This is a genomic window from Acidimicrobiales bacterium (genome assembly GCA_016794585.1).
Lineage (GTDB): Bacteria > Actinomycetota > Acidimicrobiia > Acidimicrobiales > DATDAH01 > JAEUJM01.
Genome location: JAEUJM010000026.1, coordinates 122,345 through 140,033, shown reverse-complemented (window position 1 = coordinate 140,033; position 17,689 = coordinate 122,345). Strand labels below are relative to the sequence as shown.

The window sequence follows — 17,689 nt, the reverse complement described above, 5'->3', positions numbered from 1 at the left end:
AGGCGGCATGAGCGCCGGCCCACTGGACGACAAGGTCGCGATCGTCACGGGCGGCGCCTCGGGCATCGGCCTGGCCATCGCCACCCGGCTCGCGGCCGACGGCGCCGCGGTCGCGGTCCTCGACCTCGACGGCACGGCCGCCGACGCCGCCGCCTCCTCGATCAAGGCCGCCGGCGCCGACGCCATCGGCGTGGCCGTCGACGTGACCGACCGGGCCGGCGTCGAGGCGGCCGTCGCCGCCGTCGTCGACCGGCTCGGCGCCCCCACCATCCTCGTGAACAACGCCGGTCTGCCCCAGTTCGGCTCGTTCTTGAAGCTCGACCTCGACACCTGGCACCGGGTCATCGACGTCAACCTCACGGGCACGTTCCACTGCTGCCAGATCGTGATCCCCCACATGATCGAGGCGGGCACGGGGCGCATCGTCAACATCTCGTCGTCCAGCGCCCAGGGCGGCCAGCAGCTCATGGCCGCCTACGTGTCGTCCAAGGCGGGCGTCATCGGGCTGACCAAGTCCCTCGCCCTCGAGTTCGGACGCAAGGGCATCACCGTCAACACCATCCCGCCCGGCTTCATCGACACCCCGATGCTCCGCCGGAGCGAGGCGGAGGGCCAGCTCGGCCCCGGCGTCGACGCGGCCATCGCCGCCACCCCCGTCCGCCGCATCGGCCTCCCCGAGGACATCGCCGCCGCGACTGCCTTCCTCGTGCGGGACGACGCGTCCTACATCACCGGCCAGATCATCGGCGTGAACGGCGGCCGCAACACCTGAGCAGCGGCGACGCCTCGGACCGCACGATCTCGAGGCAATGACGCGCGCCTTCGGCGCGCTGTTGCCTCGAGAACGGTTCACCGGGTCCGGCCGGCGCCGCCCGGTCAGCCGAAGTGGAGGGCGACGGTCTGGACCGCGATCTTGCCGTCGCGGACCAGGAAGGTGTCCGTGCCGAAGGGGATGCCGTCGGCCTTCCAGGTGACGTAGCCGACGTCGCCGTCGACGTGCTGGCTGGTCTGCTCGAACCCAGGGAGGTCGCCGGCGCTCGAGAAGATGGCCTTGATGGCCTCGACCCCCGTCACCACGCCACCCAGGTTGCTGATGAACACGGCGTCGTCGTGGTAGTCCGCGGCGATCTCGTCCAGCGCGGCGTCGTCCATCACCTCGGCGGCGAGCGCCTCCGAGTGGTGGTCCATGATGGCCTTGGTCTGCTCGGTCGACATGTGCGGCTCCCCCGTCTCGGCGAACACCGATGTCTAGCGGATGGCGGAGGCGCCGGGCGCCACCGACCTCAGCGGACGGCGGCGACGGGCACGTGCGAGTAGCCGGCCACGTTCGACATGTGCACGCGACGCAGGCCGTCGGTGTCGACCTCCAGCCGCCGCCAGCGGCGGGCCAACTCCTCGAGCGCGATGCGGCTCTCCATGCGGGCCAGCGCCGCGCCCAGGCAGCTGTGGATCCCGTGGCCGAACCCGAGGGACACGCTCGGCGGGCGGTCGATGTCGAACTCGTCGGGGCGGTCGAACGCCCGCGGGTCGTGCGTGGCCGCGCCCGTGACCAGCAGGACGGGGAACCCGGCGGGGATCGTGCCGCCCTCGAAGGTGCGGTCCTCCACGCTGTAGCGGCCCTGATACTGCGAGGGCGGCAGCAGGCGCAGGATCTCCTCGACCGCGGCAGGGATGGCCGACGGGTCGTCCAGGATGCGCTGCCACTGGTCCGGGTGGCGGTCGAAGAGCACGACGGCGTTGCCGATGAGCTTCGTCACCGTCTCGGCGCCGGCGCCGCCCAGCAGGCCGGCGAAGCCCGCGATCTCGCCGTCGTCGAGGCCCGTCTCCACGCCGTCGCCGCGGTCCACCGTCACCTGCGTGAGCCGGCTCAACATGTCGTCGGTCGGGCGCTCCCGCTTCTCGGCGATGAGCTCGTGGTAGTAGGTGACCGACTCGATCATGGCGGCGACGCCCTCGGGCGTGGGGTCGACCTCGCCGCGTTCTCGGTGCAGGCTGAGGTCCAGCCACTCGCGGATCTGCTGGCGCCGGCCCTCGGGCACGCCGAGCATCCGGCTGATGATCTCGACGGGGAACAGGGCCGAGAAGTCCGCCACCGCGTCGAACGACTCGCGATCGTCGAGCGGGGCGAGGAACTCGTCGACCACCTGGCGGATCATGGGCTCGAGGTCGGCCACCGCCCGCGGCGTGAACACCCGGCTCACGAGGGCCCGCAGCCGAGCGTGCTCGGGCGGGTCCATCATGATGATCATCTTCATGCTGCTGTAGTTGGCGTGCTTCGACAGCGTCGACAGGTCCACGCCGTACGAGCTGGAGAAGCCCTGCCAGTCGCGGTGGGCCGCGGCCACGTCCTCGAAGCGCGAGAGGGCGTAGAAGCCGTAGCGCTCGTTGAAGTAGACCGGCGCCTCGTCCCGCAGGCGGCGGTACACCTCGGACGGGTCGTTGAAGTACTCGTCCGACATCGGATCGAACTCGACCGCGGTCGTGGTCATCGACGCATCCCCCTGTTGTCCCCCGGACCTGCCCCCGCAGCCTGCCACGGACACCCTCGATGCGGCGGCGTCCCGCCGAACGCAGGGCTCACGTCGGCAGCGCTCCCCCGTCGCGGGCGTCGCCGGCGAGGGAGCGGACCGCGGCGAGGATTCCCTGGTAGCCGGTGCACCGACAGAGGTTGCCGGACAGGGCGTCGCGGATCTCGCCCTCGTCGGGGTGGGGGTTCTCGTCGAGCAGGGCGGTGATGGTCACCACGAAGCCCGGCGTGCAGAACCCGCACTGGAGGCCGTGGCACTCGCGCATCGCCTCCTGCACCGGCGACAGTGTCCCGTCGGCGGCGGTGATGCCCTCGACCGTGGTGACCTCGGCCCCGTCGGCCTGCACCGCGAACATGAGGCAGCTGCGCACGGCGGCGCCGTCGACGAGGACGGTGCAGGCGCCGCACGCCCCGTGCTCGCAGCCGAGGTGGGTGCCGGTGAGTGCGCAGCGCTCGCGCAGGAAGTCGGCGAGGGTGAGGCGGGCCTCGACCGCGGCCTCCCGCACCTGGCCATTGACGGTGACCCGCACGGGGACGTCACCCATGGTCGACTCCTTTCGCGTCACCGGCGGCGTGACCGCGTCGTACCGGTAGAAACCGGGCGGGGGACTCGGGAAGGGCGCAGGTGCCGGCGGGGTCGGATCGCTGGACCTCAGCCATTGGTCGCCCCCGCCGTCGCGCCGACCGTCGCCTCGGCGGCGGCGTCGGCCCAGGCCCGCGCCACCATCACCGCACCGACCTTCGTGCGGTACGCCGCCGAGCCGTGCAGGTCAGAGGGCACGTCGGAGAGGTCGGCGACCGCGACCCGCCCCACGTCGTCGGCGTCGATCTCGGCCAGCGCTCGTCCCGTCGCCGCCGCCTCGGCCGCGCTCGCGCGCAGGGGCACCGAGCCGAGCCCGAAGAGCCCGATGGCGGCCCGCACCACCCGGTCGTCGCCGTCGACCTCGAGGGCCACCGCGGCGCCGGCGATGGCGAAGTCGCCGTGGCGGCGCGCGATCTCGCGCACGCCGAACCCGCAGCGGGTGGCGGCGCCACCCCGGACCGGGAGGCGGATGCCGGTGAGCAGCTCGTCCTCGTCGAGGGCGGTGCTCCAGAAGCCGGTGAAGAAGTCGGCGGCGGCGATGGTCCGGGCGCCGCGCGGCGAGACGGCCTCGAGCTCGGCGTCGAGGGCCAGCACGACCGCCGGGTACTCGGCGGCGGGGTCGGCGTGCGCCAGCGAACCGCCGATGGTCCCGCGGTTGCGGATCTGGCGGTGGCCGATGAGCGGTGTCGCCCGGGCCAGGAGCGGGACGGCGGCGGCCACCTCGGCGGACCGCTCGACCGCGGCCTCGGTCGTGCCCGCCCCGATCCAGAGGTGCCCCTCGCGGCGCTCGATGCCGGACAGCTCGTCGATCCGGCTGACGTCGACCAGATCGTCGAAGACGGCGAGGCGCAGGTTCAGCATCGGCACGAGGCTCTGGCCGCCGGCCAGGAGCTTGGCCCCGTCGCCGAGGTCAGCGAGCAGACCCACGGCCTCCGCGGCGGTCTCGGGCCGGTGGTAGGTGAACGGCGCCGGCTTCACGCGACGCCCTCCGTCCCGCCGGCCGCGGCAGCCTCGAGGAGGTCGACGATGGCCGCCGGCGTCAGCGGCAGGTGCTCGACCTCGACGCCGAAGGGCGACAACGCGTCGGCCACGGCGTTGATGACCGCCGGCGGGGCGCCTATGGCGCCGCCCTCCCCCACGCCCTTGTAGCCGGGGCCGGGCGCCGGCGTCTCGACGTGGCCGTACTCGATGTCGGGGACGTCGGTGGCGGTGGGCAGCAGGTAGTCGACGAAGGTGGTCGCGAGCGGGTTGCCGTCCTCGTCCCAGACGAGCGACTCGAGCAGTGCCCCGCCGATCCCCTGGACGGTGCCGCCGGCGATCTGGCCTTCGACCACCGCCGGGTTGATCATGCGCCCGCAGTCCTCGCTGACGATGAAGCGCAGGATGGTCACCTCGCCGGTGGCGATGTCGACCTCGCAGGTGCAGACGTGGGTGGCGTTGGCCCAGATCATGGGCGCCGCCGCGCTGAACCGGGCCGACGCCTCGAGGCCCGCCTCCATCCCCGCCGGCAGCGACGCGGGCTGGAAGTAGGCCACGTTGGCGAGCTCGGCGACCGTGATCCCGACCGCCGGCGTGCCCCGCACCGTGGCCCGACCCTCGGCCAGCTCGATGTCGTCCTCGGCCGCCTCGAGGCGGTGGGCGGCGATGGCCACGAGCTTCTCCCGCAGCGTCCCGCCCGCCTGGGCCACCGCACCGGCGGTCATGGGGCCGCTGCGGGACCCGCCGGTGCCGGCGCCGAAGGGCGTCACCGCGGTGTCGCCCTGGATGGTGTTCACCTGGTCGATCGCCACGCCGAGGGCGTCGGCGGTGAGCTGCACGACGGTGGTCTCGAGGCTGTTGCCCGTCGACCCGCCGGCCACGTAGACGTTGACCATGCCCGAGGGCTCGATGCGGATGGTGGCGCCCTCGGTGCCGTAGAAGCCCATGCCCGAGGCGGTCGGCTCGACGTAGGTGCAGGTGCCGACGCCCAGGTAGCGGCCCTCGGCGCGGGCGGCGGCCTGCTCGGCCCGAAACGCCTCGTAGTCGAGGATCCCGAGGGCCTGCTCGAAGGTCTCGGTGGGCGAGATGTCCGAGTACGGCATCCCGAGCATGTTCGAGTAGGGAAGCTCGTCGCGGCGCAGGAGGTTGCGGCGCCGCAGCTCGACGGGGTCCATCCCCATGGCCCGGGCGGCCCGGTCGAGCATCACCTCGCGGGCGACCGACTCGAACTGCCACGGACCCCGGTAGGCGGTGCGCCCGGGCGTGTTCGAGAACACGAGCTTGGTGGTGAAGTTGCCGGCGGGGATCCGGTAGGGCCCCGGGAACATGAGGCCGACCGCGAACGCCGCCTGGCCCGGCGCCGGCGTCGGGTAGGCGCCGACGTCCTGCGCGTGGTCGAGCTGCGCGGCGATGAAGGTGCCGTCGGCGTCGAACGCCATCCGCACCCGGCCGTGCTCGTGGCGGGCCTGGCCGGCGCCGAGCAGGTTCTCCCGGCGGTCCTCGATCCACTTGAGCGGCCCGGGCACCAGCCTCGAGGCGATGAGGACGGCCATGTCCTCCCGCATGGGGATGACCTTCTGGCCGAACCCGCCGCCGGTGTCGCGCATCAGCACCCGCGCTTTGTGCTCGGGGATGCCGAGCAGGCGGGCGGCGAAGGCCCGCGTCTCGTGCGGCGCCTGGGTGGCGGCCCACACCGTCAGCTCACCGCTGGCCGCCGACCACTCGGCGACGAGGCCCCGGGTCTCCATGGGGACGGCGGCGTACGCCTGCTGGTGGATGGTGGCGTCGACCACGTGGGCGGCGCCCGCCCAGGTCTCGTCGAGGGTCTCGGGTGGGAGGATGCCGAGGTCGGCGGCGAGGTTGCCCGGGTAGGCGTCGTGGACGAGCTCGTCGACGCCGACCGCGGCGGCGTAGTCGGCCAGCGCCGGCAGCGGCTCGTAGTCGACCACCACGAGATCGACGGCGTCCTCGGCGACGTACCGGCTCTCGGCCACCACGAGCGCGACGGGGTCTCCCACGAACTTCGCCTCACCGTCGGCCAACGGGGGTCGGGGCGTGTCCGGGTCCTTCGGGCCGACGAGCGTGTACCACTGCTCGTGGACGCCGGCGTTGATCTCGGCGGCGGTGAACACGGCGTGGACGCCGGGCAGGGCGAGGGCATCGGCGGTGTCGATCGACTCGATGCGGGCACGGGCAAAGGGGCTGCGCACGAAGCAGGCGTGCAGCATCCCGGGCCGGACCACGTCGTCGACGAAGGTCCCCGTGCCCGTCAGCAGGCGGGCATCCTCCACCCGGTTGATGCGGGCGCCGGCGTAGCGGGTGGCGGGCGCGGCGCCGGTGGCCGGCGTCGGCGTCGGCGTCGGCGTCACGGTGGCTGCGGGCTCGGCCACGGCTCAGGCGATCTTGGCGATCCAGCCGCCGTCGACGGGGATCACCGCGCCGCTCACGTACGAGGCCCGGTCGCTGGCGATGAACGCTGCCACCTCGGCCACCTCCTCGGCCTGGCCGACCCGCATCAGCGCCGCCTTCTCGGCGATACCGGGCATGTTCTCGGCGCCCTTCGACATGTTGGTGACGATGAAGCCCGGGCAGATGCAGTTCACCCGGATGCCGAAGGGACCGTTCTCGATGGCGGCGATCTTCGAGATGGCCACCACACCGGCCTTGGCAGCGGAGTACGAGCCCGTGAAGGGCGAGCCGTTCAGACCGCCGATGGACGACCAGTTGATGATGTTGCCGCTCTTCTGCTCGCGCATGACCCGCAGGGCGTGCTTGGTGCCGTGCACCACCCCGCGCAGGTCGACGTCCATGATGCGGTCGTACTGGGCCATGTCGATCTGGTGGATCTCGGCGGCGTCGGCGATGCCGGCCACGTTGAGTACGGCGTCGATGCGCCCGCAGCGCTCGACCGCGCCGGCGATGAGGGCCTCGACCTCGTCCTCGCTGGTGACGTCGCAGTGGGCGGGAGCGAAGGCGTCGCCGAGCAGCGACGCGGTTTCGTCCTCGGCCCCGCTCACGTCGGCGCCGACGACCTGTGCCCCTTCCCGCACGAACACCTCCGCGGCGGCTCGACCCATCCCCGAGCCGGCGCCGGTGATCACCGCGAACTTGCCGTCCAGAAGTCCCATGGCGTTGCTCCCCCGGGGCACCCCTCGCACCCGCTCGTATTGGTGCCAGCAGCATGACACGAAATGTCGGAGCCGTGCCCCCGAAACGCGACACGAGTGTTAGATTCGCGCCTGCCGTCGACCGGAACGCACCAGGGGGAACCGTGACGCTGATCAACGAGACCGACGTCTACTACGACCCGTACGACGCTCAGATCGACGCCGACCCGTACCCCGTGTGGAAGCGGCTGCGCGACGAGGCGCCGCTCTACTGGAACGAGACCCACGAGTTCTATGCCCTGAGCCGCTTCGACGACGTCGAGAAGGGCCTCGTCGAGTGGCAGACCTACCTGTCCGGCAAGGGCACCATCCTCGAGCTCATCAAGGCCGACATCGAGCTGCCGCCCGGCATCATCCTCTTCGAGGACCCGCCCGACCACGACGTGCACCGCAGCGTCCTCTCCCGGGTGTTCACCCCCAAGAAGATGAACGCCATCGAGCCGCTGGTGCGCGAGTTCTGCGCCCGGTCGCTCGACCCGCTGGTGGGCAGTGGCGGCTTCGACTTCATCGCCGATCTCGGCGCCCAGATGCCCATGCGCACCATCGGCTACCTGCTCGGCATCCCCGAGTCCGACCAGGAGGCCATCCGCGACGCGGCCGACGACGGCCTGCGCATGGAGGAAGGCGAGATCCCCGACTTCTCCGAGCGGGGCTTCAGCAACGAGCTCTTCGAGGAGTACATCGACTGGCGCAAGGACAACCCCTCGGACGACCTCATGACCGAGCTCCTCAACGCCGAGTTCGAGGACTCGACCGGCGAGCGCCGCACCCTCACCCGTGAGGAGGTCCTCACCTACATCGGCCTGCTCAGCGGCGCCGGCAACGAGACCGCCACGCGCCTCATCGGCTGGACGGGCAAGGTGCTGGCCGAGCACCCGGACCAGCGGGCCGAGATCGTGGCCGACCGCAGCCTCGTCCCCCAGGCCATCGAGGAGCTGCTGCGCTACGAGGCACCGTCACCGGTGCAGGCCCGGCTCGTCAGCAAAGACGTCGAGCACTACGGCCACACCGTGCCCGCCGGCAGCATCATGTTGCTCATCAACGCGTCGGCCAACCACGACGAGCGCCACTTCCCCGACGGCGACTCGTTCGACATCCACCGCACCATCGACCACCACCTGAGCTTCGGCTACGGCATCCACTTCTGCCTGGGCGCGGCGCTGGCCCGCCTCGAGGGCCGGGTGGCGCTCGACGAGGTGCTGAAGCGCTGGCCCGAGTGGGAGGTCGACACCGCCAACGCCAAGCAGGCCCTCACCTCCACCGTCCGCGGCTGGGAGTCCCTCCCCGTCATCACGCCCTAGACGGTTCTGGCTCCCGATTCGATCGTCCTGGCGATCGAATCGGGAGCCAGTTCGGCCGGCCGGGTGGAGGTGCGGCCGGTCCAACCGTGGCGGGTCAGGTCGGAGTCAGACGCCGGCGGGGGTGTCGACCTTCATGATGGCGGCGAGGTTGCCACCCATGATCTTGGCGACGTCCTCGTCGGGCATGTCCGCCGGCAGGTGGTCGACGTACGAGCACGGCTCGGCCAGGCCCTCCGGGTGGGGGTAGTCCGACCCGAAGCAGATGTGGTCGACGCCCAGCAGCTCGGACAGACCGCCGAGGTCGTCCTCGTGGAACGGGCTGATCCAGATGTTGTGCTTGAACTGCTCGACCGGGTCGCCGTCGAAGGCGTGGGGCATGTTGCGGTGGGTGTGCGCGAGCTGCTCGAGGTAGCCGGGGACCCACTCGCCGCCGTTCTCGACCACGCACACCCGCAGGTCGGGGAAGCGGGCGAACACGCCGTGGCACACGAACGCCGACATCGAGTCCTGGATGGGGCGGTGGTGGGCGGTCATGTAGCGGAAGGGGTCGGGGCGGAACGGCAGCATCTCCTGCGGTCCGGTCCAGTCGCCCTGGTAGCGGGAGTAGCCGCTGTCCGAGGCGTGCATCGACACGAGGATGTCGGCGTCGACCACGGCCTGCCAGAAGGGGTCGAACTCCTCGAAGCCGAACGAGCGTGAGCCCCCGAAGCCGGGCACCGGCGCGGGCCGGATGAGCACGGTCTTGGCGCCGCGCTCGAGGCACCACTCGAGCTCCTCGATGGCCTTCTCGACGATGGGCAGCGAGATGACCGGAGTGGAGAAGATCCGGTTCTCGTAGTTGAAGGTCCACTCCTCGTACATCCACTCGTTGAGGGCGTGGATGGCGGCGTGGATCAGCTCGGGATCGTCACGCATGCGCTCCTCGAGGAGGCTGGCGAGGGTGGGGAACATCAGGGTCTGGTCGACGCCGAGCTCGTCCATCAGCTCGATGCGGGGCCCGGGCGAGCGGAAGGCCTCGATGGCCCGCATGGGCTCACCGATGAGCTCGCGGTACGACTTCCCCTCCGGGTTGCCGTTGCGGAAGTACTCCTCCTGGGCGCCGGGCCGGGCCACGACGTCGAAGGTGGGGTTGGGGATGTAGTCGCTGATCTGGCCCCGCACCGCGATCTTGGTGCGGCCCCGCACCTCGACGTAGTCGATGGCGCTCTTGTACTTCTTGGGCAGATGGCGGGTGAAGGCGTCCTGCGTCTCGTAGAAGTGGTTGTCGGCGTCGAAGACCGGGAAGTCGCAAGTACGGGCCATGCCCTGACGCTATGGTTGTCTAACAGTTGTGTCAACAATTTGGCGACACAGCTTCTCGCACACCCCGGGGGGATCCACATGACCGCAGTGATGCAGGGCGTCCGCGTCCTCGAAGTCGCCGAGCACACCTTCGTGCCCGCCGCCTCGGCCCTCCTGGCCGACTGGGGCGCCGAGGTCATCAAGATCGAGCACGTCGAGCGGGGCGACGCCATGCGCGGCCTGGCTTCGTCGGGCATCGCGGTCATGGGCAAGGACGTCCACGTCCTGCTCGAGCACTCCAACCGGGGCAAGCAGAGCCTCGGGCTCGACCTCACCTCCCCCGACGGCCTCGACATCCTCGCCAAGCTCGCCGCCACCTGCGACGTGTTCCTCACCAACAAGCTGCCGAGCGTCCGCACCAAGCTGAAGATCGACGTCGAGGACATCCGGGCCGCCAACCCGGACATCATCTACGTGCGGGGCACCGGCCAGGGCGAGCGGGGCCCCGAGGCCGACCGCGGCGCCTACGACGCACTGGCCTACTGGTACCGCGCCGGCGTCTCGAAGGGGATGATGTACCCCGACGACGAGACCCCTCCCCCGCCGCCGGCGCCCGCCTTCGGCGACTCCATCGGGGCCATGACCATCGCCGGCGGGATCATGGGCGCCCTGTTCCACCGCGAGCGCACCGGCGAAGCCACCACGGTCGACGTCTCGCTGCTCAGCGTCGGCCTGTGGTCGATGGGCGCGGCGCTCGCCCTCTCCCTCCAGAACGACGTCCCCTGGGCGCCGCCCCCACGCAACTCGCCCCCCGGGAACCCGCTCGTCAACACCTACCAGACCTCCGACGGCCGGTTCGTCTCGCTGTGCTGCCTGCAGCCCGGCGCCTATTGGGCCGAGGCCTGCGAGAAGCTGGGCATCCCCGAGCTGGCCACCGACGAGCGCTTCGCCGACGTGCTGTCGCTCATGGGCAACGTCGCCGAGGCCACTGCCGCCGTGCGCGAAGCCATCGCCTCCCGCACCGCCGACGAGTGGCGCGAGCGCCTGTCCACCTTCAGCGGCCAGTGGGCCATGGTGCAGGACACCATCGAGGCCGCCGCCGACCAGCAGGCCGTCGCCAACGGCTACGTGTCCGACTGCGCCACCTCGGCGGGCGTGCCCTTCCAGCTCGCCACCGCGCCCGTCCAGTACGGCGGGGTGCCCGCCCAGGCCCAACGGGCGCCCGAGTTCAACGAGCACGGCGACGCCATCCTCGAAGGCCTCGGCCTCGACTGGGACACCATCGTCGACCTGAAGGTCCGTGGCGTCGTCGCCTGACGGGCCGCCCGCCGTGTCCGGCGTCACCACCGCGCCGCGGCCTCCGACCCGGGTCGCCGCTGCGGCGGCGCCGGGCTCAGAGGACACCCACTCCCCAGCGCGCCCGTGAGCGATCCGACGGTCACCGCCACGCCCGTCCCCTACCGGGCGCGAGCCTGGTGGGACGGCGCGCTGGTGGCCGACAGCGCCGGCGCCGTGCGCGTCGACCAGGCCGACGGTCCGCCGGCGCTGTGGTTCCCCGAGGGCGACGTCCGCCTCGACGCCCTCCCCGACGGCGCCCGGTGGGCCGACGCTCCCCCGCCGCCCGACGGCACCGCCGGGCTGGTCGCCCTCGACCACGACCTCCTGCGGGTCGAGCTGGTCGACGCCGGCCCCGGCGAGGCCGAGGACGCGCCCGGGGTCACGACCAAGCGCTTCCCCCTCTGGGGTGACGCCGCCGACCTGATCGCCCTGCTCGACCTCACGCCCGACGGCGATCTCGCCTGGGTGAGCGGCGCCCGCAGCGACTGGCGCCGGCCGGTGGTCGAGGCCAGCCAGATGCTGGGGCAGAGCGTCGTGGCGGCGATGCGCCACGCCGGCGGTCGACGCGTCGTGTCCGCCCATCTCGTCGTGCCGCGGGTGGCCGACGCCCGGCTGCCCCTGCGCTTCGCGGTCGACGAGCTCAGCGCCGGCCGCACCTTCTCCACCGTCGAGGTCCGCACCCACCAGGGCGACCGGCTCGTGGCGGCGGGCACCTTCCTGCTCGACGCCACCGCCCCCGACCTCATCCGCCACGCCGAGCCCGCGCCCGACGTCCCGGGGCCGCTCGACTGCCCGGCCTACGACATGTCCGTCACCGGTCGGGACCTGCGCATCGTCGACGACGCCTACACGGGTGACCCCGACGCCCCCGTCGGGCCGCCCGAGCTCGACACCTGGGTGCGCTTCCGTGAGGTCCCGGACGACCCCGCCATCCACGCCGGACTGCTCGCCCAGTTCACGGGTCACATGTCCATCGCCGCCGCCCTGCGCCCCCACGCCGGGATCGGCCAGAGCGCCGCCCACGTCACCCTCTCGACCGGCATCAACGCCATCGCTCTGTCGTTCCACGCCGACGTGCGGGCGGACCGGTGGCTGCTCTACCACCACCACTCGACGGTCGCCGCCGACGGCATGACCCACAGCGAGTGCCGCGTCCACGACGAGGACGGTGTGCTGGTCGCGTCCTTCACCGTCGACGCCATGGTGCGGGCCATGGCCCCGCCCGCCGGCGCCGCCGTCGACCCCCGGACCGCGATATGAGCCTCACGTCGGGTCGCGGCCCGCTCTCCCGCAACCCCGCCGGCCGGTTCACCGCTCCGGTTCCCGACGACGTCGCCTACGTCGAACCGGTGCGCCGGCGGGTCCGGGCCGTCCTGGCGGACCGAATCGTGGTCGACACGGAGGCCGCTCTGCTCGTGCACCGCGCCGGCGGCCCGCCCACGTACGCCTTCCCACCGGCCGATGTGGACGTCGCCGCCCTCGGCGCCGCCGTCACGCCCCACCCGGACGCCGACGGCTTCGTGGCCGTGGCCTGGGCCGCGCCCGACCACTGGTACGAGGAGGAGGACGAGGTCTTCCTCCACCCCCGCAACCCGTACCACCGCATCGAGTGCCTGCGGACGACCCGCCACCTGCGGGTGGCCGTTGGCGACACCGTCCTGGTCGACGCCCCCGCCACCATCGCCCTCTACGAGACCGCCCTCGAGCCCAAGCTGTACGTCGACAAGGCCCTGGTACGCACCGACCTTCTCGTCCCCAGCACCACGACCACGCTCTGCCCCTCCAAGGGCACCGCCACCTGGTGGAGCGCGGTCGTCGACGGCGTCACCCACCCCGACGTGGCCTGGAGCTACGAGGACCCCCTCCCCGAGAGCCTCCCGATCGCCGGCCTCCTCTGCTTCGACCCCACCGACCCCGCGCTGAGCATCGACGCCGACCTGCCTCCGGGGCCCGCCTGACCGCACGCTCCTCCTTCCGGGACCAGGATCACGCCACCAGCAACACCACCGTGGTCCCAGAACGAAACCCCCCCTCCTTCTGGGACCACCATCACGCCACCAGCAACACCAGCCTGTCCCAGAACGGGAGCAGGCGGCGGTCGTCTCCGCGGTCAGGCGCCGGCGTCGAGCTCCGCCGCGAGGTCGGCGAGGACGACCCGCCGCAGGAGCTTGCCCGTCTCGGTGTGGGGCAGGGTCTCATGGAAGACGACCACGTCGGGGGTCTTCGAGCCCCGCAGGGCCGCCCGGGCGTGGTCCTGGAGCGCCGACGCGTCAGGCGTCGCCCCGGGCCGCAGCACGACCACGGCGGCGATGCGCTGGCCCCACTCGTCGTCGGGGACGCCCACGACCGCGCACTCGGCCACGTCGTCGTGGGTGAGGAGCACCTCTTCGATCTCGGCGGGGGCGATGTTCTCGCCGCCGCGGATGATGGTGTCGTCGCTGCGCCCCTCGACGAAGAGGTAGTCCTCGTCATCGACCCAGCCGCGGTCACGGGTGGGGAACCAGCCCTCGTCGTCGAGCGGGTTCTCACGGCCGGCGTACTCGCCGGACACCTGCTCGCCCCGCACCCAGATCTCGCCCACCTCGCCGGCGCCGAGCACCTCACCCTCGGCGCCCCGCACCTGCACCTCGACCGTCGGCAGCACCTGCCCCACCGACGCGAGCCGGCCGATCGCCACCGCGTCACCGTCGCGGGCGGCGCGGTGGTCGTCGGGGCCGAGCACGGCGATGGTCGAGCTGGTCTCGGTGAGGCCGTAGGCGTTGACCAGGTTCACGTCGGGCAGGACCGTCATCACGCGCTGGAGCACGGTGGACGGGGTGCGGGCGCCGCCGTAGCTCAGCGAGCGCAGGGTGGGCAGGCCCTCGCGGTCGGCCTCCACGATGTCGCAGATGCGCGACAGCATCGTGGGGACGACCATGGCGTTGGTGACCTGCTCGCGACGCACGGCGTCGACCCAGCCCCGGGCGTCGAACTGGGTCAGGTAGACGATGCGCCGGCCGGCGTAGAGGTTCGAGAGCAGGTTGGCGATGCCGGCGATGTGGTACGGCGGCACGCTCACGAGGACGGTCTCGTGCTCGCCGGCGCCGCCGAACTCGACGGTGCCGATGATGTACGAGGTGAGGTGGCGGTGGCGCAGCACCGCGGCCTTGGGCGCCGCGGTCGTGCCGCTCGTGTAGAGCAGGACCGCGGGGGCCTCGGCGTCGAAGGGCAGGTCGCCGAGGTCGGCGCCGGCGCGGGCGGCGGCCACGAAGTCCTCGGCGGCCACCACCCGGTGACCGCGGGCGGCGAGGTGCTCACCCACCTCGCCCTCGGCGATCACCAACGCCTGGCCGAGGGGGACGAGGAGCTCGTGGAGCTGCTCGTCGGTGAGTCGGTAGTTCAAGGGAACGAAGGGCACCTCGGCCGCCGCCGCCGCGAACAGCCCGAGGGGGAAGGCCAGACCGTTGGTGCCCACGTAGGCGAGCACGTCGGCGCCGTCGACCAGGGCGGCGCCCGCCCAGGCGCCGGCCAGCAGCTCGGCCGCGGTCAGCGACTCGCCGCCGGCCTGCACCGCGACCTCGTCGGCGCGACCGGCCGCGGCCATGTCGGCAAGCAGGAGGAGGTTCACAGGAGGCGCTCCGGATCCGTCAGGGGGTCAGGCGGTGGGGCTCGTCGACACGCCGATCGCTCGACGGCCGACGGTCAGGCGACGGGTGCCGGCGGGCGGCGACACGAGGTGGGCTCGGCGCCGGCACGAGGTCAGTCCGACGAGGGCAGGGGCTTGGCGCCCTTCAGCGCCAGCACCGCACCGTCGGCGGTCAGCGCGCCGGCGCCGGCGCGGGTGCAGAGCAGCTCGAGCCCGAGCTCCTCGTCGGCGTAGCGCTTACCGAGCTGCGGCCCGTCCCCCAGGGACTCGTCGAGGGCGGCGCCGGCCGGCGCGTCCTCGCCGTCGGGGACCATCGGCGCACCACCGCAGCCCACCTCGACGTCACCCGCCGGGGCGCGCACCACGACCACCTGCGCGTCGCAGACCGCACTCGCCAACTTCAGGCCCGGCCGTAGCTCCATGGATCCTCGTGTCCTCCCCGGTGGCGGCGCACGGCGACAGCCCACGCCTCGTAGCGCCGCGCAGCCTAGCGGATGGGTGACGTCACCGTTAGATACCCACTAGGGTCCGGGCCAGCGATCCACCGACGACGCCCCGCCACAGGAGGCCCCCGACCATGTCCGACGGTCAGCCCGACTACAAGTTCGTCACCTACGAGACCCTCGACGACGGGACGATCGCCCGGATCATGCTCGACCGGCCGGACGCCCGCAACGCCCAGAACCGGGGCATGCTCGTCGAGCTGAACGACGCCTTCCTGCGGGCCGAGGCCGACGACCAGGTCCGCGTGGTCATCCTCGGCGGCAACGGGAAGATGTTCTCCTCCGGCCACGACCTCGGCTCGAAGGTCTCCGTCGAGGAGTACACGCCCGGCCCGAACCAGCACCCCACCCGCGCCATCAACGGCGGCACCCGCGAGGGCGCCGAGGCCCTGATGCTCCAGGAGTGGCACTACTTCTTCGAGAACACCCGCCGCTGGCGCAACCTGCGCAAGATCACCATCGGTGTGGCCCACGGCGACGTCTACGCCGCCGCGCTCATGCTGCTCTGGTCCTGCGACCTCATCGTCGCCGCCGAGGGCACCACCTTCGCCGACGTGGTGGGCAGCCGCCTCGGGATGTGCGGCGTCGAGTACTTCGGTCACCCGTGGGAGTTCGGCCCCCGCAAGGCCAAGGAGCTGCTCCTCACCGGCGACTCCATCTCCGGCGAGGAGGCGCATGCGCTCGGCATGGTGTCCAAGATCTTCCCCGCCGACGTCGTGCAGGACCGCGCCGTCGAGTTCGCCCGGCGCATCGCCCAGACGCCCACGATGGCCGCGCTGCTCATCAAGGAGGCGGTCAACCAGACCGTCGACAACCAGGGCTTCTACAACTCGCTGAACGCCTGCTTCACCCTCCACGAGCTGAACCACTCGCACTGGGCGTGGGTGCACGGCGGCGGCTACCCCGTCGCCCAGGAGCAGGACGGCATCCCCCACTTCAAGGACGCCCCGCCCATCGTCCCGGCGGTCAAGGACCAGGTGCGGGCCGAGCCCTAGATGGCCGAGGCGGACAAGGGCGCGGCGCCACCGGGCGCTCCCGGCGAGCCGGAGCCGGTGCTCCGGCGCGCCCCCTTCTCCGACAACCCCACCGTCGGCGCCCGCGGGCAGCGCACGCAGCAGCGCATCCTCGACGCCGCCCTCACCGTGTTCGGCGAGGTGGGCTACCACCCGTGCAGCATCGACCGCATCGCCAAAGAGGCGGGCTGCTCGCGCATCTCCTTCTACCAGTACTTCGCCGGCAAAGAGGACGTGTTCCGCCAGCTCGCCGGGCAGGTGGCCCGCCAGCTGAACGCGTCGGTCGAGGCCCTCGGGCCGCTCACCCCCGACCTGGATGGGTGGACCCAGCTCCGCAACTGGGTCGAGCGCTACGTCGAGATCCACGCCCGCTTCACCCCCGTGTTCTCCACCTTCCAGTCCGCGGTCACCAGCGACGAGGAGGTCGCCGGCGGCTCGATGCGCACCGGCGAGCGCAACCGGGCGCGACTGCGCGCCCGCATCGAGGGCAGCACCGTCCCTGACCGATCGCTCGACGCCACCCTCGACCTGCTGGTGAAGTCGGTCACCGCGGGCATCGGCACCGCGGCCACGCTGCGCTCGGCCGCTCCGGCGGCGTGGCCCGCCGGCCGGGTGGCCGACGCCCTCGCCGACGTCATGCACCGCACCCTGTTCGGCCTGCAGCCCGCCGTCAGTGTGCACCCCCCGGCGCGCCGCCGGCCCCCCGAGATCGCCTTCGGCCCGGCCATGACCAAGGTGCTCGAGTCCCACCACGACGGCGCCGACCTCACCCCGGCCGGCCGCCGCACCCTCGAGGCGCTCCTCGCCGCCGGTCGCCAAGAGCTCGTGAAGCACGGCTACCACGGCACCCGCGTGGACGACATCGTCACCGCCGCCGACCTGTCCCACGGCGCGTTCTACCGGTACTTCGAGAACAAGGACGAGTTCGCCCGCCTCCTGGCCGGCGAGGCCATGCGCACGGTCTCGACCGCCTTCGCGGGCATCCCCACCGAGGCCGTCCATGCCGACGGCAGTGGCGCCGAAGGTGCCGAGGCGGACGGCGGGGTGGACGGCGCCGCCGCCCTGCGCACCTGGTTGCGCCGCTACAACAGCGCCCAGGCGGGCGAGGCGGCACTGATCCGGGTGTGGTCCGACGCCACCTTCCAGGAGCCCGCCCTCCGCACCGAGTCGGCCGCCGTCCTCGACTGGGGACGGCGCCAGATGGCCCGCTTCCTCCAGCCCCGCCCCTTCGGCGGCGACGTCGACACCGAGGCCGTCGTCCTCGTCGCGCTCCTCGAGGTCTACGGCGCCCGCGCCCGCTCCTCCGCGGCCACCGCCACCGCCGCCGACGTCATCGAACGCGGCCTCCTCGGCCGCACGATGGACTGACCGGG

The 17,689-nt window shown here is 72.4% G+C and carries 16 protein-coding genes; 7 read left to right on the top strand and 9 right to left on the bottom strand.

Annotated elements, in window-relative coordinates; genetic code table 11:
• Window positions 1–7: 7 nt before the first annotated feature.
• The gene (locus JNK12_13255; protein MBL8776902.1) at window positions 8–772 is read left to right on the top strand and encodes an SDR family oxidoreductase; all 765 of its coding nucleotides are present in this window, start codon (window positions 8–10) and stop codon (window positions 770–772) included.
• Between the two features lie 104 nt (window positions 773–876).
• Here JNK12_13255 and JNK12_13250 read toward each other — a convergent pair whose 3' ends face one another.
• From JNK12_13250 to JNK12_13225, 6 genes are all read right to left on the bottom strand, one after another.
• Complete coding sequence (locus JNK12_13250) at window positions 877–1,215, bottom strand: nuclear transport factor 2 family protein (GenBank protein MBL8776901.1); 339 nt, start codon at window positions 1,213–1,215, stop codon at window positions 877–879.
• Window positions 1,216–1,283: 68 nt separating this feature from the next.
• Window positions 1,284–2,489, bottom strand: a complete 1,206-nt coding sequence (locus tag JNK12_13245; GenBank protein ID MBL8776900.1) for a cytochrome P450 — start codon at window positions 2,487–2,489, stop codon at window positions 1,284–1,286.
• An 88-nt stretch (window positions 2,490–2,577) separates the two neighbouring features.
• Window positions 2,578–3,072 carry a (2Fe-2S)-binding protein gene (locus JNK12_13240; protein ID MBL8776899.1) on the bottom strand — a complete coding sequence of 165 codons (495 nt, stop codon included), beginning with the start codon at window positions 3,070–3,072 and terminating at the stop codon, window positions 2,578–2,580.
• A gap of 107 nt (window positions 3,073–3,179) precedes the next feature.
• Window positions 3,180–4,088: a xanthine dehydrogenase family protein subunit M gene (locus JNK12_13235; protein MBL8776898.1), complete on the bottom strand. Its 909-nt coding sequence runs from the start codon at window positions 4,086–4,088 to the stop codon at window positions 3,180–3,182.
• Window positions 4,085–6,478 carry a xanthine dehydrogenase family protein molybdopterin-binding subunit gene (locus JNK12_13230; protein ID MBL8776897.1) on the bottom strand — a complete coding sequence of 798 codons (2,394 nt, stop codon included), beginning with the start codon at window positions 6,476–6,478 and terminating at the stop codon, window positions 4,085–4,087. The genes JNK12_13235 and JNK12_13230 overlap by 4 nt, the downstream gene beginning before the upstream one ends.
• Before the next feature lie 3 nt (window positions 6,479–6,481).
• Window positions 6,482–7,216, bottom strand: a complete 735-nt coding sequence (locus JNK12_13225; protein ID MBL8776896.1) for an SDR family oxidoreductase — start codon at window positions 7,214–7,216, stop codon at window positions 6,482–6,484.
• A 143-nt stretch (window positions 7,217–7,359) separates the two neighbouring features.
• Between JNK12_13225 and JNK12_13220 the strand changes: the two genes are divergently transcribed.
• Entirely contained in the window at window positions 7,360–8,556 is a 1,197-nt protein-coding gene (locus JNK12_13220; protein ID MBL8776895.1) for a cytochrome P450, read from the top strand.
• Between the two features lie 105 nt (window positions 8,557–8,661).
• Here the strand turns inward: JNK12_13220 and JNK12_13215 are convergent, their stop codons facing one another.
• Window positions 8,662–9,858, bottom strand: a complete 1,197-nt coding sequence (locus tag JNK12_13215) for an amidohydrolase (protein MBL8776894.1) — start codon at window positions 9,856–9,858, stop codon at window positions 8,662–8,664.
• 78 nt (window positions 9,859–9,936) lie between these two features.
• Between JNK12_13215 and JNK12_13210 the strand changes: the two genes are divergently transcribed.
• The 3 genes from JNK12_13210 to JNK12_13200 all read left to right on the top strand — a co-directional run bounded on the left by JNK12_13210 (window position 9,937) and on the right by JNK12_13200 (window position 13,133).
• Complete coding sequence (locus JNK12_13210; GenBank protein ID MBL8776893.1) at window positions 9,937–11,154, top strand: CoA transferase; 1,218 nt, start codon at window positions 9,937–9,939, stop codon at window positions 11,152–11,154.
• Window positions 11,155–11,259: 105 nt separating this feature from the next.
• Window positions 11,260–12,435 (top strand): thioesterase family protein, encoded by a 1,176-nt coding sequence (locus JNK12_13205; protein MBL8776892.1) that lies wholly within the window; start codon window positions 11,260–11,262, stop codon window positions 12,433–12,435.
• On the top strand, window positions 12,432–13,133 hold the full coding sequence (locus tag JNK12_13200; GenBank protein MBL8776891.1) for a DUF427 domain-containing protein: 702 nt from the start codon (window positions 12,432–12,434) through the stop codon (window positions 13,131–13,133). Before JNK12_13205 ends, JNK12_13200 begins: the two co-directional genes overlap by 4 nt.
• 152 nt (window positions 13,134–13,285) lie before the next feature.
• Here JNK12_13200 and JNK12_13195 read toward each other — a convergent pair whose 3' ends face one another.
• Complete coding sequence (locus JNK12_13195) at window positions 13,286–14,782, bottom strand: long-chain fatty acid--CoA ligase (protein ID MBL8776890.1); 1,497 nt, start codon at window positions 14,780–14,782, stop codon at window positions 13,286–13,288.
• A gap of 131 nt (window positions 14,783–14,913) precedes the next feature.
• Window positions 14,914–15,222 (bottom strand): hypothetical protein, encoded by a 309-nt coding sequence (locus JNK12_13190; protein ID MBL8776889.1) that lies wholly within the window; start codon window positions 15,220–15,222, stop codon window positions 14,914–14,916.
• Window positions 15,223–15,377: 155 nt separating this feature from the next.
• Between JNK12_13190 and JNK12_13185 the strand changes: the two genes are divergently transcribed.
• Window positions 15,378–16,298 (top strand): enoyl-CoA hydratase, encoded by a 921-nt coding sequence (locus tag JNK12_13185; GenBank protein ID MBL8776888.1) that lies wholly within the window; start codon window positions 15,378–15,380, stop codon window positions 16,296–16,298.
• The gene (locus JNK12_13180) at window positions 16,299–17,684 is read left to right on the top strand and encodes a TetR/AcrR family transcriptional regulator (protein MBL8776887.1); all 1,386 of its coding nucleotides are present in this window, start codon (window positions 16,299–16,301) and stop codon (window positions 17,682–17,684) included.
• Window positions 17,685–17,689 lie beyond the last annotated feature (5 nt).